This is a genomic window from Nocardia jiangsuensis (genome assembly GCF_042650385.1).
GTDB classification, from domain to species: Bacteria; Actinomycetota; Actinomycetes; order Mycobacteriales; family Mycobacteriaceae; genus Nocardia; species Nocardia jiangsuensis.
On sequence record NZ_JBHSAX010000003.1, the window covers coordinates 272515 to 296506 of the forward strand.

Below are 23992 nucleotides of genomic sequence, written 5' to 3' on the forward strand. Positions count from 1 at the left end.
CCGGCCTCGACCTTAGCCGAACGGCACCGCGATCCCGGGTGCGGCGCGAACCGGCTGCCGCGGGGTGAGCACGTAGTCGTCCAGATCCACGGTCGCCAGCTCGCGGACGTACTGGGTGCCGAACCCGGGGTACATGGTGGCGTTGAAGCCGTCCTCGGTCAGGTACCAGCTGCGGCAGCCGGAGTTCCAGGTGGTCGAGGCGAGCCTGCGCTGCAGCCGCGCGTTGTACCGGTCCTGCACCTCCCGGCGCACCTCGAGCCCGCGCAGGTCGCGGCTCAGCAGCACGCCGATGGCCTCGGAGAGGTACTCGAGCTGCGCCTCCATGTAGACCAGCGCGGAGTTGTGCCCCGGCCCGGAGTTCGGGCCGAAGGTGAGGAACAGGTTGGGGTAGCCGGCCACGGTGATGCTCTTGTACGCGTACGCCCCGCCGCTCCACTCGGCCGCCAGCTCGCGGCCGCCGCGCCCGCGCACCGGGATCGGGGTGCCCTGCTTGGAGACCTCGAACCCGGTGGCGAGCACCAGGCAGTCGGCGCGGTGCTCGATGCCCTCGGCGGTGCGGATGCCGTTCGCGTGGATCCCGGCGATCGGCCAGGTGACGAGCTTGCAGTTGGGCTGCTGCAGCGCCGGGTAGTACTCGCTGCTCATGAGCAGCCGCTTGCACCCCGCACGGAAGTCGGGCGTGAGCTGGCGGCGCAGCCACGGGTCGCGCACCTGGGCCCGCAGGTGCGCCCGCGCCACCGACTCGACCACCCTGGTCAGCGGCGAATTCCAGACCACACCGAGCGCCACCGACTCGTGACCCCAGAACCACGCCTCCCGCGCCAGCTTCTCACCCGCCGGAACCTGCCGGTAGAGCTCGCGCAGCAGCGGCGAGGTCCGGTGGTTCAGCCGGGGCAGCACCCAGCCCGCGGTGCGCTGGAAGACCCGCACCGACTCTGCCCGCCGCACCAGCTCCGGCACGATCTGCACCGCACTGGCTCCGGTGCCGACCACGGCGACCCGCTTGCCCGCGAAGTCGTACTCGTGGTCCCAGCGCGCGCTGTGGACGACCTTGCCCTCGAACCGGTCCAGTCCGGGGATGTCCGGGTAACCGGGCTCGGCGAGCGGCCCCGAGGCCAGCACCACGCTGCGCGCCCACAGCGTCGGCTGGTCCGCGAGCGACACCTCCCACAGCCCGCTCGGCTCGTCCCAGGCGATCCCGGTGACGGTGTGGCCGAAGCGGATGAGCTGCCGCACGCCGAACTCGTCGGCCATGTGCTCGATGTAGCGCAGGATCTCTGCGCTGCCGGAGTAGGTCCGCGACCAGTCGGGGTTCGGCGCGAAGCTGTAGGAGTAGAGCCGGGACGGGATGTCGCAGGCGGCGCCGGGGTAGGTGTTGTCCCGCCAGGTGCCGCCGATCCTGCTGTCCCGCTCCAGCACCGCGACATTGCGGATGCCCTTCTGCCGCAGCCGGATCGCGGCGCCGATGCCGGCGAACCCGGCGCCGATCACCACCGCGTCCAGCGGCGAGCCGCCGCGCCCGGGCAGGGCCGTCACGCCGCTCACGCGACCGGCTCGTAGGTGAGCTCCTGCGACCAGCTCGGCTGTTCGGCGAGGAAGCGCTGCGGGATCCGGGCGGTGAGCTTCACCATGGCGTCCGCGAAGAGGTGGTAGGGGTGGTCGCGGTCGATCACCCAGTCGCCGTGCATCTTCACGATCCGGTACATGGGCACCCGGTTGGCCTGCGGCATCCGCTCGCCGACCTGCTTGAACTTGCGCATGGCCGAGTACAGCTTCTCCTCGTCCACGCCCATGGCGACGATGTTGTCGCGCATCTTGTTGAGCAACGGCACGTAGCTGAGCACTCCGACGATGAACGACGGCTTGGCCCAGCCGCCGACCAGCTCGATGGCGAGCTTGCGCGCCCCCGAGTGCCCGAGCAGCTCCATGACCGCGTAGTCGGTGGCCAGGTGCCGCGACTCGTCGGCGTTGATCTTCTTGAAGACCTCCTGCGCCACCGGGTCCTCGATCTCGTCGGTGACGAACTTGATCAACGCGCCGTCCAGCGCCACCTCGAGCATGGGGATGACGGTGCCGAGGAAGGACAGCGACATCTCGTCGGCGTGCTTGTCCAGGAAGTCGATCACCAGTTTGACGTTGATGTTCGGCTCGGGGATCTCGTCGCCGTCGAGCATGCCCCAGCGCCGCATGAGCGCGAGCTCGGCATTGGCGTGCCGCTGTTCCTCGGCGTGGAAGTAGCGGTAGATCTGTTTCAGCGTCTCGGTGGGCGCCTTGGTGGCCATGGCGGCGAAGCCGCGCGCGCCGACGTTCTCGATCCACATGAGATCGGCCATGAAGGGCTTGAGCTTGGCGTGCAGGGCGGGGTCGATGAGCTCGGCGCCGGGGGCGTCCCAGTCGAATTCGGCCAGCGCCCACTGCTTGGCCTTGATCTTGGCGAGCATGGAGTCGAAGTCCACGACGGTTCTCCTGTCGGTGCGGGGTCAGGCCGGGCGGGCGATCGGGGCGTCGGCCTCGGCCAGGGCGGCGGCGACGAAGGTCGCGGTGTGGTGCAGCGCGGCGGCGGCCTCGGGGACCAGCAGCGGCAGCGCCTGGAAGACGTGGATGCGGCCGGGCCAGAGCTGCAGCTCGCAGCGCTGCCCGGCGTCGGTGAGCATGGTGTGCAGGTGACGGGCGTCGCCGGCCAGCATCTCCTCGGCGGCGGCCTGCACGAAGAACGGCGGCAGCACCGCCCCCCGCTGTGCCGTGAGCCGCAGCCGCGGCGAGTCGAGCTGCTGGCCCTCGGTGTAGAGCGCGAGCATGGGCCGCCCGGTGGTCGCGGGCGCCATCGGATCGGGGCGGGCCCGGTCGTGCTCCTCGGCTAGCGCGAAGGTGAGGTCCATGAGCGGCGAGAAGCAGAAGACGCCCGCGGGCTGTGGCGTGCCCTGCTCGGCGTGCTGCAACACCAGGTCGAGCGCGAGGTGACCGCCTGCCGAGTCACCGCCGATCACGAGATCGCCCGGCCGGTGACCGGTGCCGAGCAGGTACGCGTACCCGGCGGCGATGTCGTCGGCGGCGGCCGGGAAGCGGTGCTCGGGCGCGAGCCGGTAGTCGACGACGAAGACCGGCAGCCCGGTCGTCGAGGAGAGCCGCGAGGCGAGGCCGCGATGCGTGCGCGCCGAGCAGACGACGTAACCGCTGCCGTGGATGAAGTAGATCGCGCGCGACCCCTCGGCGACGCCGGCGGCGCGCACCCACTCCCCGCGCACGCCCTGTTCGCGTACCTGCCGCACCTTCGTGCCCGGCAGGACCGGTCCGAACGCCGCCATGAGCCCGGCGACGATCTGCCTGCCCGCGAAGATCCCGGCGGCATTGAGCGGCAGCGCGCCGTTCAGGTGCCGCAGGCTGCGGGCGGAGAGCTCCGCCGCGACCCGGCTGCGCAGCGATGCCGCGGCGGGGACCGGCCTGGCCCGCGAGGTCACCGTCGACCGTGGGGTTGTCATGGTCAACAGCATCAGCCCCCTATGTGCCATTTGTCAATGGCACATAGGGGGGAGGTGGTCAGGCGAGGCGGACCTCGGCCGTGGCGAGCCCGAAGATCTTGCGCCCCGCCGACTTGGCGATGATGACGACGACGGCCGTCCCGGCCTCGGCATCGACCGACTTCACCCGCCCGGTGAACTCCACCGTCCCGGCCTCGAGCGCCTCGATGACGGTGTAGTTCGACAGCCGGACCCCGTAGCGGAGCACCGCGCCCGGGTCGCCGAGCCAGCCGGTGACGAACCCCGCGCCGAGCCCCATGGTGAGCATGCCGTGCGCGATCACGTCGGGCAGCCCCGCCAGCGCGGCGATCCCGTTGTGCCAGTGGATGGGGTTCGCGTCCCCGGAGACCCCGGCGTAGTTCACCAGGTCACCGCGGGTCAGCTGCACGGTCCGAGCGGGGAGTTCGTCCCCGGCGGCGACGTCGGGGAAGCGGATCGCCGTGCGCGGGGTGCGCGTGCGCGACTCGGGCGAGAGGCGCTGTTCGACAACGGAATCGTTCGGCGGCTCGTCGGCGACGGAGGTCGTGCCGAGCCCGCTCATGATGACCCGCTCGATCGCCCCGCTGACATCCGCGGCAACGTCCGCACTGGTCAGCCCCACGACGGTGGTGTGCATGACCTGCGCTACCTCACCGGTCGGGTCGCTGAACGTATTCGTGATCGTGAGCAGGTCCTTCCCGCCGATCCGGCGCACCGAGGACAGCTCGACATCGCTGACCAGCCGGTCGCCGGTGAGCACCGGCTTGTGCATCTCGAAGACCTGATCGGTCTGCACGATCACGGCGTACCCGGCCAGCACGGTCTCCAGCAGCTTGCGATTGGCCAGCATGGCGACGGTGGAGATGAACGTGGTCGGCGCGATCAGTCCCTGGTATCCGAGCTCGGCGGCGGCGTCCTCGCTCCAGTGCGCCGGGTGGAAGTCCTGCACCGCCCGCGCGTACTCGCGGATCTTCTCCCGCCCGACCTCGTAGAAGTCGTCCGCACGGTAGCGATACCCCACCAGCCCGGCCGCATCGAATGCCGCTTCCACCACAGTTTTCCTCCGAGATTCACGCGTGAAGGGCCACCCTCTCACATCGGCATCCCGCTCAGCAGACGGCGGACCTCCCGGTCCGGATAGGGGGTGCTGCGGCTCTGGTCCAGGAACGCACGGAAGAACGGTGACATCGCCGCGGCGAAAGGAGCGTTCCGGAGAAGGACCGTCGCAACCTCGTCGGAGACGCCCTCCGGCTGCCTTCCCGCGGCGAAGGCCCGCACCAGCCCGGCACGGTCCTGCCGCCCGTAATGCGCGGTGACCAGCCAGTTCGCCAGGTAGCTCGCGGTGTAACCGCGGTCGTAGCTCCGGTTGCGGCCGAAGAACGCGGTCTCATCGGGCGAGAGATCGAACCCGGTGCTGAGCGCGAGGCCGTAGTCGGCGAAGTAGAGGCGGTGCCCGTCGGTCAGGATGTTCTCGAAGTGCGCGTCGAGGTGCAGCAGCCCGCGGCTGTTCATGAAGACGGCGCCCGCGGTCAGTTCCCGCTCCACCACGGCGACGGCCCGGCCGCCGTCACCGAGCCACTCGCGCAGGTTCTGCGGGATGTACTCGAGGAACAGCGCGATGCTCGCCGAGGAGTCCCGCAGGGCCTCGATCCGGTGGCGCACCTGCGGCCGGTCGCCCCAGTAGCCGACAGCGCGATCGATATCGGCCAGCTCCTCGGGCAGCGGCGCCGAGTCCGGCAGCACCCGCCAGTGGTACATCAGCGGGAAGCCCTGGTATTCGCCGGCGAGCACCCAGTTCGTCGTCATGGTGTGCACGGCCAGTTCGCGCCAGGCCCCGAAGCCCGGTGAGCCGATGCGGCCGACACCGTACTGGCAGAAGGGTGGCAGGTCGAACAGGTTAGCCGTCGACCGGACGTGCTCGGGCCGCCGTTCGAGGTCGGTGAGCGGCACCCGCTTCACGAAGACCGAGGTGCCGTCGACCTCGAGCAGCGCCGATCTCCCACCGATGCCGGCGCCGATCGGCGGGGCCGCATCCACGAGGTCGCGGAGCGCATGATCGCCGAGCATTCCCAGGGCTGTGGAAACGGCGCTGTAGGCGCGCAGACGCAAGTTCACCACGCGGGCCCGCGTTCGCGGGTGATCGCGTACTCGACCTCGCCATGTTCGACCGCCATCATTTCGGCGAAGATCCGGGTCAGTCCGAGATTCTCGAAGCCGTGGCGAAGCAGTTACGAGCCCGATCCAGTATCCGCCGGTCGCGGCGGTGCGCCGCCTCGATCTGCGGCAGCGAACGCGCGGTGCCCTCGCCCAGGTAGCGCATCACCTCGGGGTCCGAGTCCAGCTCGATCTGGTAGTCGAGGTGTTCTTCCGCGAGCGGAACCAGCGTGAGCCGGTCGGAGTGCAACACAGCTTGTGGCATCGATCCATTGTCACGTGCGACCGAGAGTGGCTCCAGCGGTTTCCGCCTCTCCGAATCGGTCCTCCACCAGATGATCCGCCCACTCGCGCAACACTGTCTCGGCCGGCGGCATCACCAGCCCCGCCCGCTCGGCGAACGCCTCCGCGGCGGAGGTGTCGTAACGATCCTCGGACAGAAAGGCCAGCCGCTCCCGATCCACGCCGGTGAGCGCGGCGGGCAGTCGACGCAGCACCCCGAGCGGAACGGTGAAGCGCGGCGCGGGCACGCCGAGGTGCGCCGCCAGGAAACGGATCAGGTCGGGAAGTGCGGGGCTGTCCGGGTCGAGCACGGTGTAGGCGGCGCCCGCCGTCTCCGGGTACTCCGGAATCCGCGCGAGGAATTCCGCGAAGTAGGCGAGCTCCACGATCGGCACCAGGGTGCGCCGCCCGCCCGGAATGGCGGGCAGCTTCCCCTGCCACAGGTCGCGCACCATCTCGGCCAGGCCGATGTACTGCCCCGGACCGAGGACCGTGCTCGGATTCGCCACCGTGACCGGGATATTCAGCTCCCCGGAACGCTGCCACAGCGCCCGGTCACCCTCGGTCTTGGACGCCTCGTACGCGCCGGCGCGGTAGTCGGGCCGATGCCCGGGGACCGACACCCGATACCCGCTCACGTGCACCAGCCTGCGCAGCGCGGGCAGCCGCGCCGCCCACTCCAGCACGTGCACCGCCCCGTCGACGTTCACCGCCCTCGCGGCGGCGGCGTCGAGGCCGAAGGCGAAGCGCGCGGCGCAGTTGTAGACGTCCTCGACATCGAAGGAATGTCGCAGTCCGAGATCGGGTTTCGTGATGTCCGCGGTGACCACGGTCAACCCCGGATGCTCGACCCGTACCCGCGATTCGCTACCCGGCCGTACCGCGGCGATCACCGTCCGGCCCTCGTCCAGCAGCCGGGCGACGAGCGCGCCACCGATGAACCCGGCGGCGCCGAAGACGATACTGTCGGTCACGACGACCTCCTGAATTGACTGGTCCACATATTTCTGAGCCACGCGCGAACCGCACTCACCCCAGCAGCACCCGGGCGGTGCGCAGCGCACGCTCCAGCGGCACCCGGCTGCGCTGAGCCTGCGCGAGCAGCAACGCCCCCTCGATCAGGGCGAGCAGCGCGGACGCGAGATCATCGGCGTCATCCCGCCCGGCGGCGACCAAGCCGAGCCGAATGCTCTCGGTCCAGCGCGCGAAGACCTCCGCACAGGCCCGCTGAATGGGATCGTGCGTCCCGGACACCTCCAGCGCGACGGCCGCGATCGGACACCCGCACTCCCACCCGGACTCCTCCAGCCGATCCCCGAACGCGCCGAGCACCGCAGCGACGGCACCGACCGGATCGCTCGGATCCACATCGGCCAGCACCGACTCGACCACAGCAGCCGCCCGCCGGACCGCCTCGGCCACCAATTCGTCCTTCCCGCCGGGGAAGTGGAAGTACAGCGACCCGCGCGGGGTGCCGCTGTCCGCCAGAATCTGGTTCAACCCGGCACCGTAGTAGCCGCGCCGCTCGATCGAGGCGAGCGTCGCGGCCACCATGCGCTGCCGGGTCTCGGCACCCTTGCTACCCATGACCAGAAAGTAGACCGGTCATCATATTGATGTCAACCTTTGCGCCGCGGCAGGAGCAGTGCCGGAATCAGGGCCAGCGCCATGAGCGCGGGAGCGACCAGGTACGAGTCCTGGAACGCCCGCGCCAGTGCGGGAGCCAGCGAGGCATGCGCCTCCGCGCCCATGTGGTGCAGCGCCTGCAACCCCCCGTCGACCGGGAGCAGCGCGGTCAGCACCACCGAGGTGACGGCGGTGCCGATGGCGAGCGCGGTGGTGTTGACCATGTTCACCGTCGTGGTCCCGCTCGCCTGCTGCTCCGGCGCCAGGCTGCGGGTGGCGACGGTGATGGCGGGCATCATCGTGCCGCCGCCACCCGCACCCATGAGCACCATGGCCGCGCACAGCCCCCAGTACGAGGCGTCCGCGTCGAGCTGTGCCCGGAAAAGCAGGAAGCCGAGCAGCCCGACCCCGATCGACACCGGCAGGTAGCGCCCCGGCGGCACCCGGTCGATGATCCGCCCCGCCACCTGCATGGCGCACCCGGACGCCAGCGCGAACGGAATGCCGAGCGCCCCCGCGACCATGGCCGACTCCCCGCGCACCACCTGGAAGTACAGCGGTAGCAACAGCATCGACCCGAAGTACCCGGCCGCGAACAACGCGAGCACCGCCGCGGCCGCCGCCACCGACCGGTTGCGCAGCACCCGCAGATCCAGCAGCGGATTCGCCGCGGTGAACCCGCGATACCCGAACGCCGCCACCAGTGCCGCCCCGATCAGCAGGGGGCCGAGCACGGCGGGGGAGCCGAAGCCGCCGCGCTCGCCCGCCGCGGTGACGCCGTAGATGAGCAGCGCCAGCCCCGGCGACATGAGTGCCAGCCCGATCAGGTCGAGCGGCTTGCGCGGCTCGGGCACGTCGGCCGGGAAGACGCGGACGGCGAGCAGCACCACCAGCGCCGCCACCGGGACGTTCACGAAGAACATCCAGCGCCAGGAGACCTCGTCGATCAGGTACCCGCCGAGCACCGGCCCGGCCAGCGGGCCGACCAGGATGGCCAGCCCGAGCGTGCTCATCAACCGGCCGAGCCGCTCCGGGGTGGCCGCGGCCGCGCGCAACAGAATCGTCATGCCGACCGGCATGAGCAGCCCGCCGCCGACGCCCTGCAGCACCCGGAAGGCGATGAGCGAGCCGATGTCCCAGGCCAGCCCGGCGAGCAGCGAGCCGAGCGCGAAGAAGACCACCGCGAAGAGGTAGAGCCGCTTGGCGCCGAACCGCCCGATCGCCCAGGCCGAGGCGGGCACGACCGCGCCGAGCGCCAGCGCGTAGCCGGTGGCCACCCACTGGATGGTGGCGAGGGGCGCGTCGAAGTCGATGGAGAGCCGGTGGATGGCGACGTTGACGATGGTCTGGTCCAGCGTCGCCATGATCGAACCGACCACGAGGACCAGCGCGACGGTCATCGGGTCGCGCTCGGCGACGACGGATTTCGTGAGGGTGTTCGTCACGGGCTCGTCCTCAGCTGCCGTAGGGGCGGTTCGCGCGGGCGGTGCGCAGGGCCTCGCCCCACCAGACGAGCTGGTTCAGCAGCGTGGCGGCGGCGGCATCGGACTCGGGGTCGGCGCGCAGGCGGCCGCCTTCGGCACGGCCCCACGGATTGTGGAAGCTCACCGTGTCGCGCACGGTGACGGCGTGCAGCTCGGCGAAGACCCCGCGCAGGTGCTCGACCGCGCGCAGCCCGCCGGAGACGCCGCCGTAGCTGACGAAGGCGACCGGCTTGGCGCGCCACTCCGCCGAGTGCAGGTCGATCAGGTTCTTCAGGGCGCCGGGGTAACTGTGGTTGTACTCGGGGGTGACGACGACGAAGGCGTCGGCGGCGGCAAGCGCGGCCGCGGCCGGAGCCAGCCCCGGCGCCGGGGCGCCGAAGGAGTGCGGCAGCTCGATATCGCCGACGTCGACGACAGCGGGGGTCAGCTCGGGACGCGCGCGAGCGCGGTCGAGGAACCACTCGGCCACGGCCGGGCCGAGCCGGCCCGGCCTGGTGCTGCCGACGACGACGGCGATCTGCAATGGTTCGGTCACGGTGGAGTTCATGACTCCACCGTGACTCCTCAACCATTGTTAAGGTCAAGCGGATACTTCGCTGCGATCCCCGCTCCACAGCGTGTGGAACTTGCCCTCGGCGTCGGTGCGCTCGTAGGTGTGGGCGCCGAAGAAGTCGCGCTGGCCCTGGGTGAGGGCGGCGGGCAGGCGTTCGGCGCGCAGGGCGTCGTAGTAGGAGAGCGAGGAGCCGAAGGCGGGCACCGGGATTCCGAGCTGGATCGCGGTGGCGACCACGCGGCGCCAGCTGTCGATACCGGTCTCGATCGCATCCCGGAAGTAGGGCGCCAGGATCAGGGAGGGCAGCTCGGGGTTCTCGTCGTAGGCCTCGGTGATCCGGTTCAGGAACCTGGCGCGGATGATGCAGCCGCCGCGCCAGATCCGGGCCAGGTCACCGGGGGTCAGGTTCCAGCCGTATTCGGCGCTGCCGGCGGCGATCTGATCGAAGCCCTGGGCGTAGGCGATCACCTTCGAGGCATACAGCGCGCGGCGGATGTCCTCGGTGAAGGTCTCGGCATCAGTGGGCTTGTCCGCCAGCGTGCCCGAGGCCAGACCTCGAGCGGCCGCACGCTGGGCGCGCGAGCCCGAGATGGCGCGGGCGAAGACCGCCTCGGCGATCCCGGTCACCGGAATACCCAGGTCGAGGGCGGATTTCACGGTCCAGCGGCCGGTGCCCTTCTGCTCGGCGGCGTCCACGATCACATCCACCAGAGCCTTGCCGGTCTTGGCGTCGACCTGGTTGAGCACCTCGGCGGTGATCTCGACCAGGTAGCTCTCCAGATCGCCGGTGTTCCACTGGGTGAACACCTCCGCGACCTGCGCGGCGTCGTAGCCGAGCGCGTCGCGGAACAGGTGGTAGGCCTCGCCGATGAGCTGCATGTCGGCGTACTCGATACCGTTGTGCACCATCTTCACGAAGTGCCCCGACCCGTCCGGGCCGATATGGGTGCAGCACGGCGTGCCGTCGACCTGCGCGGCGATCGACTCCAGCAGCGGGCCGAGGGATTCGTAGGACTCGGCCGGGCCGCCCGGCATGATCGAGGGGCCGTTGAGCGCGCCCTCCTCGCCGCCGGAGATGCCCGCGCCGACGAAGTTCAGCCCGCGCTCGCGCAGCGCGGCTTCGCGCCGGATGGTGTCGGTGTAGAGGGCGTTGCCGCCGTCGATGATGATGTCGCCGGGCTCCATCGCCGAGGCCAGGTCCTCGATCACGGCGTCGGTGGCATCGCCCGCCTTGACCATGATCAGCACCCGGCGCGGCTTCTCGAGGGCGTCGATCAGCTCGGCGATGGTCTCCGTGCGGACGAAATCGCCGTCGCCGCCGTGCTCGGCCAGCAGGGCGTCGGTCTTGGCGATGCTGCGGTTGTGCAGCGCGACGGTGTAGCCGTGCCGCGCGAAGTTCCGGGCGATATTGCTGCCCATGACCGCGAGGCCGGTGACCCCGATCTGTGCACGCGCGGTGGGGTTCGTCATGAACCAGCTCTCCTCGTTCGACGGTGGTTGGTGGCGGCGCGGGACCGCAGGCTTCTTCTTACCCTGCGCCGCCACCGGCGCCGTCAGCGGACGGCCGCCACCGCCCGCTCGATCAGCTCGGCGACACCGGGACGTCCGGCCGGGCGGTAGCCTCCGCGCCCCCTGCAGCACCGCCGGCGCCACCGGACGCTGGTTGACCGGCCATCAGCGTGGCGGCCTCGGCATGCACATCTGCGGCGAACCGTGCGGGGACTCGTCCTGCCTCATAGTCAGCATGATCGTCGGCGCGCTCATGCGGGGTGCAGCGCGGCGCGCAGGGTCGCGACGGCCTGGGCGACGGCGGCCTTGGCGGCCTCGGTGTCGTGCAGGGTGTTCAGCATGACGAAGTCGTGCACGATGCCGCCGTAGCGCACGGCGGTCACCGGAACGCCCGCGGCGCGCAGCTTGGCCGCATACGCCTCGCCCTCGTCGCGCAGGACGTCGGCCTCGGCGGTGATGACGAGCGCGGGCGGCAGCCCGGCCAGCTGCTCGGTGCTCGCGCGCAGCGGTGAGGCGGTGATCTGCGCCCGGTCCTCCGCGCTGGGGGTGTACTGGTCCCAGAACCACTTCATTCCGTCGCGGGCCAGGAAGTAGCCCTCGGCGAAGCGGTGGTAGGACTCGGTGTCGAAGGCGGCGTCGGTGACCGGGTAGAAGAGCACCTGCTGCACGAAGCTCAGGTCGCCGCGCTCCTTGGCGAGCAGGGTGAGCGCGATGGCCATGTTGCCGCCGACCGAGTCTCCGGCGACGGCGATCCGCGCGGCGTCCAGCCCGTGTGCGGCGCCGTCGCCGACGACCCACTGCGCCACCCGGTAGGACTGCTCGTTGGCGACCGGGTACCGCACGTCGGGGGAGCGGTCGTACTCCGGGAACACCACCGCGGCGTTCGCGCCGACCGCGAGGTCGCGGACCAGCCGGTCGTGGGTGTGCGCGTCACCGAAGACCCAGCCCGCGCCGTGCGTGTAGACGATCACCGGCAGCGCGCCCGCCACGCCCTTCGGCCTGACGATCCGCGCCCTGACCGACCCGGTCGGGCCGCCGTCGACGGTGACCCACTCCTCGTCGATCTCCGGCTTCCAGATCTCCGAATCCTGGACGCCGTCGACGGTCTCGCGCCCCTCCTCGGGGTCGAGCTGGTAGAGGAAGGGCGGCTCGGAGGTCGCGTCCACGAACGCCTGCGCGGCGGGCTCGAGCGAGAGGCCGTGCGGATTTCCTGCCATGGCGGTTGCCTTTCTCGATGGAACGTTTCAGGACAGTGCGGCGAGCGCCTCGGTGAGCACCGCGACCACCGCGTCGGGGTGGGTGCGCATCACCAGGTGCGGACCGTCGATCTCGACCACCGAGCGCAGCCCGGCGCGCTGGTAACCGAAGCGCTCGACGTCCGGGTTGATGGTGCGGTCGGCACTCGAGACGATGCCCCATCCCGGCTTGGTCTTCCAGGCCGCCACGCTGGCCGGTTCCCCGAAGGCGACGGCGGTGAGCGGGCGCTGCGAGACGGCGAGCACCGCGGCCTCGGCCGGATCCAGCCCCGCGGCGAAGACCTCGGGGAACTTGTCGACATCGACCGAGACGTCGGTGCCGGGCTCGCCGCCCGGCACCGGGAACGGCGTGTAGACCAGCGCGGACGCCAGGTCGGAGTCGGGAAAGCCACCCTGCAACCGGCCCAGGCTCTCGCCCTCGTCCAGCGCGTAGCCGGCGACGTAGACCAGCCCGGCCACGTTCTCGGCCACCCCGGCCACGGTGATCACCGCGCCGCCGTAGGAGTGCCCGGCCAGCAGCACCGGGCCGTCGATGCCCTCCACCACGGCGCGGATCGAGGCCGCGTCGGCGGCGAGGCTGCGGTTGTAGACCGGTGGGACGACCACCCGGTGCCCGGCGGCGAGCAGCCGCTGGGTGACCGGAGCCCAGCTCGCGGCGTCGGCGAAGGCGCCGTGGACCAGGACGATGGTGGGGGAGGACATGGATTTCCTTTCCGAACCGGCACATGCCGGCGCGCTGTCGAGTCTTCGCTCGTCGGGTTCCCGGTGCCCCGCCTCATCGGCCCGGAAAGCCACCGATCGGGACACCGGGTCATGAGCCGACCACCGCCAGCAGCGGGGCGCCCGCGCTGCCGGTGGAGCGGAACCGCTGCTGATACTTGCGCGGCGAGATCCCGAGCCGGGCCACGAACGCCCGGCGCAGCGCCTCGCTGCTGCCGTACCCGGCCGCCATCGCCGCCTCGGTGACGCCCGCGCCCGAGTGCAGCAGGTCGCGCGCGACGCCGAAGCGGATGAATGCCACGTACTCCGCGGGCGAGCGCTCGAGCTCGGCGCGGAACAGCCTGGTCAGGTGCCTGACGCTGACCCTGGCGTGCGCGGCGAGGCTCTGCACGGTGTGCGGTGCCGCCGGGTCGGCGCAGATCAGGTCGACCACCGCCCGCACCAGCGGGGTGCGCGGCGCCGGGCCGCTCAGCGAGGCGGAGAACTGCGACTGCCCGCCCGCCCGCTGCATGTACACCACCAGGGACTGCGCCACCCGGCGCGCCACGTCGGCGCCGTGGTCCTCCTCGACCAGTGCCAGCGCCAGGTCCATCCCGGCGGCGACCCCGGCCGAGCTGTAGAGCGTGCCGTCGCGCACGAAGATGGCGTCCGGGTCCACCGCGGCTCGCGGATACCGCCTGGCCAGGTCGGTGGTGAACTTCCAGTGCGTGGTCGCCCGCCTGCCGTCCAGCAGCCCGAGCTCACCGAGCACGTAGGCGCCGCTGCAGACCGAGGCCAACCGGCGGGTGCGCGCCGACAGGTGCCGTGCCGCCGCGAGCACCTGCGGGGTGGCCCAGGTCGACAGCGGCCGCTCGCTGCCCGGGATCACCACGGTGTCGAACCGGCCCGCGTCCGCGGCCGCCCCCGCGACCTCGACCCTGGCGCCTATCGAGGTGCTCACTTCGCCACCGTCCGGCGAGAGCAACACCACCTGGTAACCGTTCAGCGACTGATTCGCCTCCACGAATACCTCCGCAGGTCCGGCGAAGTCCAGCATCTTCACGCCGTCGAAGAGCAGGATGCCGATGCGGCGTCTTGCGGGTCCAGCGAACTCCGAGCACATACCGAGCAGTATTATGGAGTCGCGGCTCCACAACAACCGGAGTGCGCGAACTCGCCATCGGATACCGTGGCGCCATGGGACGCCCACGACGGTTCGACGAGTCGAACCTGCTGGACGCCGCGACCGAACTGTTCTGGACCCGCGGCTACGACGACACCTCGGTCGAGGACGTCTCCCGCGCGACCGGCATCGGCAACGGCAGCATCTACGCCGCCTTCGGCAGCAAGCGCGGCCTCTTCCTCGCCGCCTACGGCCGCTACTGCGAGCGCCGCGCCGCGCTCATCCGGGAGGTCATGGAGTCCGCCCCCGGCGCACCCCGCGACGCCGTCCGCGCCCTCTTCCACGCCGTCCTCGAGGGCTGCGCCGAGCACCCGGACCGCCGCGGCTGCCTCATGCTGAACAGCATCGCCGGGCTCGGCGTCCGCATCCCCGAGGTGGTCGATATCGGTGCACGCGCCACCTCGATCATGGAGCGCGCCGTCGCCGAAAGGCTCGTCGTCGCCGACGGATTCGATGTCGACGTGGTGGCGGCCCAGGTGATCCTGGTGGCGCAGGGGCTGATCCAGGGGAGCAGGCTGGGTGTGCCACGGGAGCGGCTCGAGGCGATCGCCGACGTGTCGGTGGCCGGGCTGCCGATCACCGACGACGTCGCGGTGGCGTGACGCTTCTCGGTCTCCGCTGAACCACAGGTAGCTCGATCGCGAATCGCTGTGAACGCGGCATCTGGGGAGGTCGGTTCCGTGGCGACGGGGGCAGTCGCGGATGAAGGAGTTGGCGCGTCCGCGGGAGTTCCCGGCGCGCGGGACCCGGACGAGCTGATTCGAGGCCGACGCTGTCGACGGCTTCTGGATATCGCCGGACAGCCACGAGGATGGACTATGGCTCTACCCACACCGGATCACCGCAACTGTCGGGTAGCGCGATCAGTGAGCACGGTGCCGGTCGGCGCGTCGGCCGGTAGGTGGCGGGCACCCCGTGGTGTTCGGTGATCTCGCGGTAGGCCGTCACCGCGACTGTCGGGCGGCGGGTCAGGGCGGGGTCGTGGACGGCATCGACGCTGTAGAGACCGAAGCGGGAACCGTATTCACCCCACTCGTAGTTGTCGGTGAGACTCCAGTAGTTGTAGGAGACGATGTCGATGCCGTCTCGGCGGGCGCGCTGAATCCAGTAGACGGTGTCGCGAAGATGGTCGTCGCGGCGGTACCCGTCGGCACGCTTCTGATCCGCGTCGGTAGCCAATCCGTTCTCGATGACCCGCAACGGCTTGTTCGGATATTTGGCGGCGAAGTAGCGCAGCACGTAGTACATGCTCTCCGGTGATTGCGGCAGATTCCAGAACGAGCCGCCCGAGGCGACGAACGCCGGCAACTCCGACGGCGCGATCGAGTAGTACTGGTCGACGCCGATGAAATCGAAGGAATCGACCATCCGGTCGGAGAACACGGCTTCCAGCGCCGGCTCCACACCGGGCAGTGGGATGTAGGCGATGTTCGAGGAGACCTGCCCCCCTGGCTGCACGGCATGGATGTAGGTCGTGATCGCTCGGTGAGCCTCGATGAGCCCATCGACCATGAGCCCGGTGTTCGCCGGCGCCAGACCGCCGTATGTCAGTTCCCGTCGGACGTACTCGCTGGGCTCGTTGAAGGTGATCCAGATCGGCTCGGCCCAGGAGTAGCGATCGACGACTCGGCGCCCGAAAGCGGTCAGGTCCGCGGCCATCTCCGGGTTGTTCCACCCCCCGCGATCGACTGCCCAGCCTGGATGGACCCAGTGATTCAACGTGATCATCGGGCGCATGCCCGCGGCGATGATGCGCCCGATCACCGCATCGTAGAACGCCCAACCGGCCGCGTCGTCGATACCGGGCTGCGGTTCGATGCGCGACCACTCCACCGACAGGCGATAGATGTCCACCCCGATCGAGGCCGCCCTGGCAACGTCGCCCTCGTACTGGTGGAAGAAGTCAACGGCGTTTCCCACCGGCTCGGGCAACTTCCCGTCGTTGCCGTAGCGCAGGTAGTTCGAGTCCTGGTTGAAACCTTCGGACTGGAAACCGGATTGAGCGACCCCGAACTCGAAATCCGCCGGTAACGCGGGAAGGTCTTCGGCCCGTGAGGGCGCCGCGAGGGTGGTCAGAGCCAGCACCGAGACCACTACGGACAGCATGCCGGTGACAGTTGCCGATCGGCGCATAGCTTCTCTCGTCCGGAACTCATGAACTGCGTCGTATCCACCCGGGGGCGGGCAGTCGACCTGGGTGAACAGCGATCACGCCGCGCGTGCCGCTCGACACGTCGTATTCAGATACGTTTGCGTATCCGGATACGTCGGTGTCTTCGGTATTGTTGTGTTCGGACCGAGCAGTGTCAAGGAAGCACCCATCAGAGAAGGCTCGCCATGCCCCGGTTGACCCGCGCCGAGAGCATGCAGCGCACCCGTAACCTGCTACTCACCGCCGCCGAGGAGGTCTTCGCGGAGAAGGGCTTCACGCAAGCCTCCCTCGAAGACATCGCCGACAGGGCCGGCTACACCCGGGGTGCGGTCTACGCGCACTTCGCCGACAAGGAAGATCTGTTCCTCGCGCTTCTCGGAGACTGGCTCGATCGCGACATCGAAGAGAGCGAAGAAATCCTCGCTCCGGGCGGTGACGCCATGCAGACGGTCGACACTCTGCGGGGTCGGGGCGGCAATCGCTTCGCCGACCGCAAACGTTTCGTGCTGATGCTCGAATTCCGGCTCTATGCGATGCGAAATCCGCTGGCGGCACCGGCATTACGCGACTACGACCGAAGATCCCGAGACTGGTACGCGCGTTCTACCCGGCGGGTCATCGAAGGAATGGGACTGCCCCTGCCCGCACCCGCCGAGCAGATGGCGCTGATGGCACTCGCCCTCGAGCACGGTATAGCTCTGCTCGCCCACACCGATCCCGAGGCGATTTCCCAAGACGCCTATCTGGACGCGGTGGCCCTGTGGGGCACGGCGCTGATCAGCGCTGCCGAGAGAGAACGCGGCGCGCGGTAGTTGGCTCACCGCGGCAATCCACACCAGCGCCATGGTCGAGGCGGTTGAGAGTCGAGTGATGCGCGAGGTGGTCATCGAGACCGCGTTCCGGCTCTTCTCCGAACAGGGGGCCGCAGCACTGTCGCACGGGGGCGACTCGCCGCCCCGGTCACCGCTCGGTCTTGCCTGCAGCTCCGGCGCCGAACCCGTGCTTCGCGATCAGAGCAGTTCGCCGATGGGGCTCCGCTCGACCTCACGCAGCAGCTCCGCGACGTCGTCACAGACGAACTCCACGCCGGCGGAGGTGAGTTCGTCGCGCGGGACACCTCCACTGAGCACGCCGACGGCGCGCACCCCGACCTCGGTCGCGGCTTTCGCGTCCCACACCGTGTCCCCGACGAAGACCGCCCGCTCGGCGGGGACGCCCGCGCGGTCGAGGGCGACGCGGACGATGGCCGGGTCCGGCTTGGCCGTCTCCACGTCGTCGGCGTCGGTGACGGCGTGCAGGATCGAATCGCTGTCGAGCAGGTCGCGCAGGCGGGCGAGTTCGTCGGGCGGGGCGGAGGTGGCGAGGACGATGCGCAGGCCGCGGTCGTGCAGCGCGTGCAGGATCGCGCGGGCGCCGGGGAGCAGGGTGAGCTCCCCGGCGGACTCGCCGTAGTAGCGGGAGTGCAGCTCGTCGGCGCGATCGGCGTCGACATCGGGGGCGAGCGTCTCGATCAGGGTGTCGCCGTCCATGCCGATCGCGCGGTGGATGCGCCAGCTCGGCACCACCGCACCCGCCTCGCGGAAGGCGCGGTGCCAGGCGCGGGTGTGCTGGTAGTTGGAGTCGACGAGGGTTCCGTCGATGTCGAACAGCACGGCGGCGGGGTCGGGCACGGGCTCCTCCTCGGGTCGGGTGCTGCCCGGCTACCCGACCTGCCGCGTGGGAATCAGCCGCCGAGGGTCGCGAGTACCGTGCTCGCCTGGTGGTCGACGCCGAGCTGGTTGGGGTGGAAGGGCAGCGCGGGGCCGGGCGGGTCGGCGGTGACCGGGATCAGCCCCTCGACCCAGCGGACACCGGGGGCGCGGCAGGCGTCGTGCCCGACGCTGCCCGCGTAGGTGTTCGCGAACTCCACCCCGGTCTGCCTGGCGACGGCGGCGAGCATGGTGTTCAGCTGGGAGAGCTTCTCGGCGAGCCAGTTCACGTCGGTCGGCGAGATCGGGATGATCGGGTAGCAGGGGTCGCCGACGGCGACGCCGTCCAGGTAGTTCAGCATCACGATCCTGGCGTTCGGCGAGCGCTCGGCGATGCCCCTGATGGTCGCGGCGATCTTCGGCTCGGCGGCCTCGATCCGCTGTGTCATCTGGTCGACGCCGTTCACCACGAACCGGGACACGCACGGCGAGAGGGCCGGGTTCGGGGTGATGCAGGTGCGCACCGTCGCCGCGAGCCCGACGTCGTTGCCGCCGATCAGGATCGTCACCAGGTCGGTGTCCGGGGTGAGCCGGTCGAACTGCGGTTCGTTGTACGACGGGTACTGGTCCTTGCCGAGCGGCTGGTCGACCGTCATGTCCTCGGTGGTGGCGCCGGCGCAGGCGGCGTCCCGGAAGGTCGGGACGTTCAGCGCCTCGGCCACCTGCCTGGCGAAGTTCTGCGTGCGCTGCAGGCAGCCGAGCGGCACGAACTCGGCGTTGAGCAGCGCGGGGTTCAGGGTGGCGCCCGCGGACCAGGAGTCACCGAGCGAGACGTACTCCTGATATTCCGGCGGCTGTGCGGTGACGAGCGGCGCCGTAGCGCAGGTCAGCAGTGTTCCAGCAAACGCGGCAAGAGTGGCTCGCCACATGGGCACCTCCGGGTCTCGTTGCGGGTGAGCCTGGCAGCTGACAGCGTGCCAGCAGATCACCCGCAACGGGTGAGATCGTCCGTTTCGCTAGGGTGTGGCGTGATCTCCGCGCTCCTGCTCCTCACCGCGCTCGTCCAGCTCGCCTGCGTGGCCCTGCTCTGGACCCGCACCACCCGGCCCGCCCGTGTGTGGCTGCTCGGGGTGGTCGGGCTCGGCGTCGCCTACGACTCGGCGATCATCGGGCTGGGGGCGGTGATCGGCGAGGGCGCGTTGCTGGAGACGATCAGTCTCGGCCGCTTCGTCGGCCACGCCCTGCTCACTCCGGTGCTGGTGCTCTGGGCGGCCGACCGGGTGGCCGCGGGGCCGCGGCTGCGCTTGTCGTCGATCGCGCTCACCGCGGTCCTCATCGCGTGGGGAGTGTTCGAACTACCGCACCTGGAGTTGATCCCGGAGGAGTACGCCGACACCCTGCGCTACGCCTCCGCCGAGCCCGCGCCGCCGATCGTCCCGCTGGTCGTCACCGTGGTGCTGCTGGCCGCGAGCATCCGGCTGCTGCGCCGCGAGTCCCGGTGGGAGCCGCTGGTGGGAACGGTGCTGCTGGTGCTCGCCTCCGGCGCGGCGGTCGTGGTGCCGCCGCTGGGCAATATCGGCGAGGCCGCCATGCTGGTCGGGCTCACCGCGGCCGAGCTGCCGCGCCGGTCGAGGAGATGAGAAACGGGCCCCGGATCGCTCCTGGGCCCGCTGCTCGGGGGAGTCAGTGCTGGAGCACGCGCTCCCTGGGGGTGTCGTCGACGGTGTTGCCGGTCCGCGGCGTCGTCCCCGGCTGCATGGGATCGAGCGCGGGGTCGATGTCGATCGTGGTGCGCAGCGGCTTGTTCGGCAGCAGCATGGTGGCGATCAGGGCGATCACGCAGGCCACGGCGGCGACCAGGAAGATGCGCCCGGTGGCGTCGCCGTAGGCGGCGCGCACGATCTCCAGGACCGGGGCGGGCAGCGACTTCAGGTCGAGGGTGCCGCCGTTGGAGCTACCGGCCGGGATCCCGAGCGCGGCGAAACCCTCCGCGGAGAGCTCACCGACCCGGCCGGCCAGGATCGAGCCGAGCACCGAGACCCCGATCGCGCCACCGAAGGTGCGGAAGAAGGCGACATTGCTGGAGGCGGCGCCGATGTTCTGCACGCTCACCGTGTTCTGCACGGCCAGCACCAGGTTCTGCATCGTCATGCCGACGCCGAGGCCGATCACGGTGATGTAGGCGCCGACCAGCCACAGGTCGGTGGCGTGGTCGATGGTGGAGAGCAGCCCGAAGCCGATCACCAGCAGCACGCCACCGAAGACCACGAAGCGCTTCCACTTGCCGAACCGGGTGATCAGCTGACCGGAGGTCACCGAGGCGATCAGCATGCCCGCCACCAGCGGGATGGTCAGGACGCCCGCCGCGGTGGGGGAGTAGCCCCGTGCGGTCTGGAAGTACTGGCCGAGGAAGGTGGTCGCGCCGAACATGCCGACACCGACCGCGATGGAGGCGATGATCGCCAGCCCGGTGGTCTTCTCCAGCACGATGGGCAGCGGCACGATCGGCGACTCCGCCCGGCGCTCCACCCACACGGTGGCGGCCAGCAACAGCAGGCCGGCGCCGACGTAGAGCGCCGACTCGCGGGAGAACCAGTCGTAGTAGCCGGCCTTGCCCGCGAACGAGACCCAGATCAGCAGCACCGAGACGCCCGCGGTGAGCAGCGTCGCGCCCAGCCAGTCGATGGAGCCGCCGGTCTTGCGCTCGGTGGGCAGCCGCAGCGTGCGCTGCAGCAGGAACAGGGCGATCACGGCCAGCGGCACGCAGACGAAGAAGCACCAGCGCCAGCCGAGCGGGCTGTCCACGATCACGCCGCCGAGGATCGGGCCGCCGGACATCGAGACCGCCATGGTGGCGCCCATGTAACCGGAGTACCTGCCGCGCTCGCGGGGCGAGACGATCGAGCCGATGATGGCGACGACCAGCGCCGTCAGCCCGCCCATGCCGACGCCCTGGATGACCCGGGCCACCAGCAGCAGCGGCACGGTGTGCGCGAAGCCGGCGATCACCGAGCCGATCACGAAGATCACGATGGCCGACTGCACGAGCAGTTTCTTGTTGAACAGGTCGGCGAGCTTGCCCCAGATCGGGGTGGTCGCCGCGTTGGCGAGCAGCGCCGTGGTGATGACCCAGGCGTAGGCCGTCTGCGAACCCTTCAGGTCGCCGATGATGGTCGGCAACGCGGTCGCGACGATGGTGGTGCTCAGCAGCGCTGTGAACAGCGCGGCCAGCAGACCGGTCATCGCTTCCAGGATCTCGCGGTGACTCATGGCGGCCGGATCTCGGTCTTTCACCGCCTCGGCTGTGGTGGACATCGAATACCTGACTTCCTATCGAACCGGCTGGTGCTCGCCCGCGCCGGTGCGGAGAGCGTGTTCGGTGAGCTTCTCCCGGAGGGAGCGGATGGTGCTGCGGGCGCGTTCGGCGTCGTCGTCGCCCCAGTCGTCGAGCAGGGCGGCGATGACCTCGGCGCGCTCGACCCGGATCCGGCGCAGCAGTGCGCGGCCCCGGTCGGTGATGTGCAGGACCGTGGCCCTGCCGTCGGTCGGATCGGGATGCCTGCTCAGCAGGTCATCGGCGACCAGTTCAGCGACGTGGCGGCTCAGTGCCGACGGGCTGAGGCACATCGAGACCGCCAGATCGCCCTGCCTGCACGGGCCGTGCTCCTCCAGGGTGACCAGCACCCCGAGGCCGCCGGCGAGCAGCCGCTGGTCCTCGTTCCTGGCGATCGAGACCTTGATAGCCCGGCCCATGAGGTAGAGCTCGTCGATCAGGCTCTGGGCCGTCGTGCTCGACACCGCCATCTCCACCACTCCAGGGACAGACCATTTGCTTGCTTACGTCAAGCAACTATACGACGGTTGCTTGACGCAAGCAACTAGTTTGCGGGCGTGCGGTGGGTCACGCCCGAGATGTCCGGATCAGTCTCTGACCAGCAGTCCGATCGACGCGGCCAGCAGGGGAGCCAGCTCGAACAGCTGGGTTCGCGAGATGATTGCGCCACGCAGCGCGGGCACGCCTTCGGTGACCGTGATGCTCGCCGCCTCGCGCAGATCGACCTTCTCCAGCGTGGTGTCGCGGAGCGCGAGCTCCACCCGGCTGCCGGGAAAGGTGACGCTGGTGAGCTTGGCACCGCCGAGGTCGACGTCGCGCAGGACGCAGTCGCGGAACGTCACCTCGCGCAGCTGGGCCCCGCGGAAGTTCGCGCCGTCCAGTTTGCAGCCCTCGAAGGTGACCCGGCGCAGCCTGGCGCCGATCAGCTCCGCGCCCGCCAGCACCGATTCGACGAGTTCGACGTCCTGCCAGGAGGATTCGGCCAGGGTGGCGCCGGTCAGGTCGGTGTTGCGGAACCAGGAGTCGGCGAATCTGGTCGCGGTGAGGTCGGTGACGGTCAGCCCGGCCGCGCGCAGGGCGCACTCGGTGAAGCGGGCGTTGCGCACGGTGGCGTTGCGGTGCTCGCCTTCGATCAGGGCGCAGTCGTAGTCGCCCTCGTCGTCGAGTGGGTCGTCCAGGGGGCGGAGGCGGGCCGCGAAGGGGAGGTCGTCGAGTTCGCGCACGTCGTGCACCCTAGTGGTCGGTGCCGACAGGGGCGTTCACCGTGCGGCGGTCAGCAGGGCGAAGGCGGCGACGATGATCGCGACGCGGACGTAGTGGTAGCGGTCCCAGCGGTTCGACTGCTCCTTCCAGACCTCGGGGCGATTCTCGGCGGTCCACGTCTTGGCCCGGTTGTTGATCGGGACGAGGAGCAGCAGCGACATCACCACGCTCACGATCAGCAGTGCGGCGGCGGTGACCACGAGGCCGGTGCCGGGGTCGCGCCAGGCGGTGACGGCCCAGATCGCACTGAGGGCGAGGGAGCCGAAATACCAGAACGGCATGAGGGTGCCGAGCATGCGGCCGCCGTGCGCGCGGCCGAGCAGGCCGGCGTCGCCGGGGAGGCCGTCGAGGATCCGGTTGATCACGAAGGCGACGGAGAACTCCACCCCCACCATCGAGCCGACGATGACGACTGTGCCGATTTCGAGTGCGTCGAGCATGGTGACCTTTTCTACCTAGTGTTGCTAGTTGTCGGATCAAGACTAGAACTGTCATCGGCCACTTGTCTAGCGATGCTAGCATCGGGTCATGTCGGTACAGGAACGGAAGCAGCGTGAGAGGGCGGACCGTGAGCGGCTGATCGTGGCGACCGCCCGCGAACTCGCCGCGCGGGACGGCTGGGACGCGGTCACCACCCGGCGGCTCGCCGAGCGCATCGAATACAGCCAGCCTGTGCTCTACAGCCACTTCCGGGGCAAGCGCGAGATCATCGGCGCCGTCGCTCTCGAGGGTGCCGCCGAACTGGCCGCGGCAGTACGGAGCGCGGCCGGCGCGGCCGACGGGCCACGCGCCCGGGTCACCGCCCTGGCCGACGCCTACCTCGACTACGCCGCGCGCAACCCCTCGGTCTACGACGCCATGTTCCAGCTCGACGGCGGACTGGCCTTCGCGAGCGAGGACACCCCGGAGCCCCTGCGGGATGCCTTCGCGGCGCTGCTGGAAAACCTCGCCGAGGTCGCCGGGGACGGCGTCGAACCCGGGCTGTTCACCGAGGTCTTCTGGTCGGCCCTGCACGGTCTGGCCACCCTCACCCGCGCGGGACGGCTGCCGCCGGGCGAATCCGCGCGGCGGGTCGAGCTGCTGGTCGATCGGATCGCCGCGCTGACCTCGGAGGTGTGAGGCGCTGTCGCGCCGGACAGCGTGGCCACGGTGCCCGAGGTCGCCGCAGCGCCGGCGGTACCCGGTCGACCGGACGGCAGGAACGGTGTCGAGCACGGGAAACCGTCCGTGCTCGGCGGACCGGCGTGGTGGCGCGAGCGCGTCCACCACCGGGACATCACCGGACATCACCCGCTGACTTGCCCGGCGCGAC

The 23992-nt window shown here is 70.2% G+C and carries 25 protein-coding genes; 4 read left to right on the forward strand and 21 right to left on the reverse strand.

All coding sequences use genetic code 11. The annotated features are described in order from the left end of the window. Positions 1–12 precede the first annotated feature (12 nt). The 14 genes from ACFO0B_RS03175 to ACFO0B_RS03240 all read right to left on the reverse strand — a co-directional run bounded on the left by ACFO0B_RS03175 (position 13) and on the right by ACFO0B_RS03240 (position 14183). Positions 13–1545, reverse strand: coding sequence for a flavin-containing monooxygenase (locus ACFO0B_RS03175; protein ID WP_378610750.1), 1533 nt, complete (start codon positions 1543–1545; stop codon positions 13–15). Then, positions 1542–2441: a ferritin-like domain-containing protein gene (locus ACFO0B_RS03180; protein WP_378610866.1), complete on the reverse strand. Its 900-nt coding sequence runs from the start codon at positions 2439–2441 to the stop codon at positions 1542–1544. The genes ACFO0B_RS03175 and ACFO0B_RS03180 overlap by 4 nt, the downstream gene beginning before the upstream one ends. 39 nt (positions 2442–2480) lie before the next feature. After that, the gene (locus ACFO0B_RS03185) at positions 2481–3479 is read right to left on the reverse strand and encodes an alpha/beta hydrolase (RefSeq protein WP_378610751.1); all 999 of its coding nucleotides are present in this window, start codon (positions 3477–3479) and stop codon (positions 2481–2483) included. Positions 3480–3537: 58 nt separating this feature from the next. After that, on the reverse strand, positions 3538–4551 hold the full coding sequence (locus ACFO0B_RS03190; protein ID WP_378610752.1) for a fused (3R)-hydroxyacyl-ACP dehydratase subunits HadA/HadB: 1014 nt from the start codon (positions 4549–4551) through the stop codon (positions 3538–3540). A gap of 38 nt (positions 4552–4589) precedes the next feature. After that, a complete protein-coding gene (locus tag ACFO0B_RS03195; RefSeq protein WP_378610753.1) occupies positions 4590–5615 on the reverse strand; it encodes a protein kinase family protein in 1026 nt (341 codons plus the stop codon). A gap of 76 nt (positions 5616–5691) precedes the next feature. Then, on the reverse strand, positions 5692–5916 hold the full coding sequence (locus ACFO0B_RS03200) for a hypothetical protein (protein WP_378610754.1): 225 nt from the start codon (positions 5914–5916) through the stop codon (positions 5692–5694). 10 nt (positions 5917–5926) lie between these two features. Continuing rightward, the gene (locus ACFO0B_RS03205) at positions 5927–6907 is read right to left on the reverse strand and encodes an NAD-dependent epimerase/dehydratase family protein (RefSeq protein WP_378610755.1); all 981 of its coding nucleotides are present in this window, start codon (positions 6905–6907) and stop codon (positions 5927–5929) included. Between the two features lie 55 nt (positions 6908–6962). After that, entirely contained in the window at positions 6963–7520 is a 558-nt protein-coding gene (locus tag ACFO0B_RS03210) for a TetR/AcrR family transcriptional regulator (protein ID WP_378610756.1), read from the reverse strand. A 32-nt stretch (positions 7521–7552) separates the two neighbouring features. Next, entirely contained in the window at positions 7553–9004 is a 1452-nt protein-coding gene (locus tag ACFO0B_RS03215; protein WP_378610757.1) for a DHA2 family efflux MFS transporter permease subunit, read from the reverse strand. Between the two features lie 10 nt (positions 9005–9014). Beyond that, positions 9015–9590 (reverse strand): NADPH-dependent FMN reductase, encoded by a 576-nt coding sequence (locus ACFO0B_RS03220; protein ID WP_378610758.1) that lies wholly within the window; start codon positions 9588–9590, stop codon positions 9015–9017. Positions 9591–9623: 33 nt separating this feature from the next. Continuing rightward, complete coding sequence (gene gndA, locus ACFO0B_RS03225; RefSeq protein WP_378610759.1) at positions 9624–11066, reverse strand: NADP-dependent phosphogluconate dehydrogenase; 1443 nt, start codon at positions 11064–11066, stop codon at positions 9624–9626. 290 nt (positions 11067–11356) lie between these two features. Beyond that, positions 11357–12322 carry an alpha/beta hydrolase gene (locus ACFO0B_RS03230; RefSeq protein ID WP_378610760.1) on the reverse strand — a complete coding sequence of 322 codons (966 nt, stop codon included), beginning with the start codon at positions 12320–12322 and terminating at the stop codon, positions 11357–11359. 27 nt (positions 12323–12349) lie between these two features. After that, positions 12350–13063: an alpha/beta fold hydrolase gene (locus ACFO0B_RS03235; RefSeq protein WP_378610761.1), complete on the reverse strand. Its 714-nt coding sequence runs from the start codon at positions 13061–13063 to the stop codon at positions 12350–12352. 109 nt (positions 13064–13172) lie between these two features. Further along, entirely contained in the window at positions 13173–14183 is a 1011-nt protein-coding gene (locus ACFO0B_RS03240) for a GlxA family transcriptional regulator (RefSeq protein WP_378610762.1), read from the reverse strand. Positions 14184–14257: 74 nt separating this feature from the next. On the opposite strand from ACFO0B_RS03240, the gene ACFO0B_RS03245 reads away from it, so the two are divergent. Continuing rightward, positions 14258–14845, forward strand: a complete 588-nt coding sequence (locus ACFO0B_RS03245) for a TetR/AcrR family transcriptional regulator (RefSeq protein ID WP_378610763.1) — start codon at positions 14258–14260, stop codon at positions 14843–14845. A gap of 214 nt (positions 14846–15059) precedes the next feature. Here the strand turns inward: ACFO0B_RS03245 and ACFO0B_RS03250 are convergent, their stop codons facing one another. Continuing rightward, positions 15060–16349, reverse strand: coding sequence for a family 1 glycosylhydrolase (locus ACFO0B_RS03250; RefSeq protein ID WP_378610764.1), 1290 nt, complete (start codon positions 16347–16349; stop codon positions 15060–15062). A 231-nt stretch (positions 16350–16580) separates the two neighbouring features. On the opposite strand from ACFO0B_RS03250, the gene ACFO0B_RS03255 reads away from it, so the two are divergent. Further along, positions 16581–17207, forward strand: coding sequence for a TetR family transcriptional regulator (locus ACFO0B_RS03255; protein ID WP_378610765.1), 627 nt, complete (start codon positions 16581–16583; stop codon positions 17205–17207). A 198-nt stretch (positions 17208–17405) separates the two neighbouring features. Here the strand turns inward: ACFO0B_RS03255 and ACFO0B_RS03260 are convergent, their stop codons facing one another. Both ACFO0B_RS03260 and ACFO0B_RS03265 read right to left on the reverse strand, forming a co-directional pair. Then, the gene (locus tag ACFO0B_RS03260; RefSeq protein ID WP_378610766.1) at positions 17406–18065 is read right to left on the reverse strand and encodes an HAD family hydrolase; all 660 of its coding nucleotides are present in this window, start codon (positions 18063–18065) and stop codon (positions 17406–17408) included. A gap of 53 nt (positions 18066–18118) precedes the next feature. Further along, complete coding sequence (locus ACFO0B_RS03265; protein ID WP_378610767.1) at positions 18119–19012, reverse strand: SGNH/GDSL hydrolase family protein; 894 nt, start codon at positions 19010–19012, stop codon at positions 18119–18121. 99 nt (positions 19013–19111) lie between these two features. Here ACFO0B_RS03265 and ACFO0B_RS03270 point away from each other — a divergent pair, with 99 nt between their 5' ends. Further along, positions 19112–19723 (forward strand): hypothetical protein, encoded by a 612-nt coding sequence (locus tag ACFO0B_RS03270; RefSeq protein WP_378610768.1) that lies wholly within the window; start codon positions 19112–19114, stop codon positions 19721–19723. 43 nt (positions 19724–19766) lie between these two features. Here ACFO0B_RS03270 and ACFO0B_RS03275 read toward each other — a convergent pair whose 3' ends face one another. The 4 genes from ACFO0B_RS03275 to ACFO0B_RS03290 form a co-directional block, all read right to left on the reverse strand. Beyond that, on the reverse strand, positions 19767–21353 hold the full coding sequence (locus tag ACFO0B_RS03275; protein WP_378610867.1) for an MDR family MFS transporter: 1587 nt from the start codon (positions 21351–21353) through the stop codon (positions 19767–19769). Positions 21354–21413: 60 nt separating this feature from the next. After that, positions 21414–21887: a MarR family winged helix-turn-helix transcriptional regulator gene (locus tag ACFO0B_RS03280; protein ID WP_378610769.1), complete on the reverse strand. Its 474-nt coding sequence runs from the start codon at positions 21885–21887 to the stop codon at positions 21414–21416. A gap of 117 nt (positions 21888–22004) precedes the next feature. Then, the gene (locus ACFO0B_RS03285) at positions 22005–22640 is read right to left on the reverse strand and encodes a pentapeptide repeat-containing protein (protein WP_378610770.1); all 636 of its coding nucleotides are present in this window, start codon (positions 22638–22640) and stop codon (positions 22005–22007) included. Between the two features lie 36 nt (positions 22641–22676). Further along, positions 22677–23120: an anthrone oxygenase family protein gene (locus tag ACFO0B_RS03290; RefSeq protein ID WP_378610771.1), complete on the reverse strand. Its 444-nt coding sequence runs from the start codon at positions 23118–23120 to the stop codon at positions 22677–22679. An 88-nt stretch (positions 23121–23208) separates the two neighbouring features. Here ACFO0B_RS03290 and ACFO0B_RS03295 point away from each other — a divergent pair, with 88 nt between their 5' ends. Next, positions 23209–23799, forward strand: a complete 591-nt coding sequence (locus ACFO0B_RS03295; RefSeq protein WP_378610772.1) for a TetR/AcrR family transcriptional regulator — start codon at positions 23209–23211, stop codon at positions 23797–23799. Positions 23800–23992: the final 193 nt, after the last annotated feature.

Coding starts and splice junctions, on each gene's coding strand:
- ACFO0B_RS03210 (WP_378610756.1), bottom strand. CDS start 7,520: ATGGGTAGCAAGGGTGCCGAGACCCGGCAGCGCATGGTGGCCGCGACG.
- ACFO0B_RS03295 (WP_378610772.1), top strand. CDS start 23,209: ATGTCGGTACAGGAACGGAAGCAGCGTGAGAGGGCGGACCGTGAGCGG.
- ACFO0B_RS03245 (WP_378610763.1), top strand. CDS start 14,258: ATGGGACGCCCACGACGGTTCGACGAGTCGAACCTGCTGGACGCCGCG.
- ACFO0B_RS03185 (WP_378610751.1), bottom strand. CDS start 3,479: ATGACAACCCCACGGTCGACGGTGACCTCGCGGGCCAGGCCGGTCCCC.
- ACFO0B_RS03265 (WP_378610767.1), bottom strand. CDS start 19,012: ATGTGGCGAGCCACTCTTGCCGCGTTTGCTGGAACACTGCTGACCTGC.
- ACFO0B_RS03275 (WP_378610867.1), bottom strand. CDS start 21,353: ATGAGTCACCGCGAGATCCTGGAAGCGATGACCGGTCTGCTGGCCGCG.
- ACFO0B_RS03240 (WP_378610762.1), bottom strand. CDS start 14,183: ATGTGCTCGGAGTTCGCTGGACCCGCAAGACGCCGCATCGGCATCCTG.
- ACFO0B_RS03180 (WP_378610866.1), bottom strand. CDS start 2,441: ATGCTCGCCAAGATCAAGGCCAAGCAGTGGGCGCTGGCCGAATTCGAC.
- gndA (WP_378610759.1), bottom strand. CDS start 11,066: ATGACGAACCCCACCGCGCGTGCACAGATCGGGGTCACCGGCCTCGCG.
- ACFO0B_RS03255 (WP_378610765.1), top strand. CDS start 16,581: ATGCCCCGGTTGACCCGCGCCGAGAGCATGCAGCGCACCCGTAACCTG.
- ACFO0B_RS03220 (WP_378610758.1), bottom strand. CDS start 9,590: ATGAACTCCACCGTGACCGAACCATTGCAGATCGCCGTCGTCGTCGGC.
- ACFO0B_RS03235 (WP_378610761.1), bottom strand. CDS start 13,063: ATGTCCTCCCCCACCATCGTCCTGGTCCACGGCGCCTTCGCCGACGCC.
- ACFO0B_RS03230 (WP_378610760.1), bottom strand. CDS start 12,322: ATGGCAGGAAATCCGCACGGCCTCTCGCTCGAGCCCGCCGCGCAGGCG.
- ACFO0B_RS03250 (WP_378610764.1), bottom strand. CDS start 16,349: ATGCTGTCCGTAGTGGTCTCGGTGCTGGCTCTGACCACCCTCGCGGCG.
- ACFO0B_RS03200 (WP_378610754.1), bottom strand. CDS start 5,916: ATGCCACAAGCTGTGTTGCACTCCGACCGGCTCACGCTGGTTCCGCTC.
- ACFO0B_RS03280 (WP_378610769.1), bottom strand. CDS start 21,887: ATGGCGGTGTCGAGCACGACGGCCCAGAGCCTGATCGACGAGCTCTAC.
- ACFO0B_RS03290 (WP_378610771.1), bottom strand. CDS start 23,120: ATGCTCGACGCACTCGAAATCGGCACAGTCGTCATCGTCGGCTCGATG.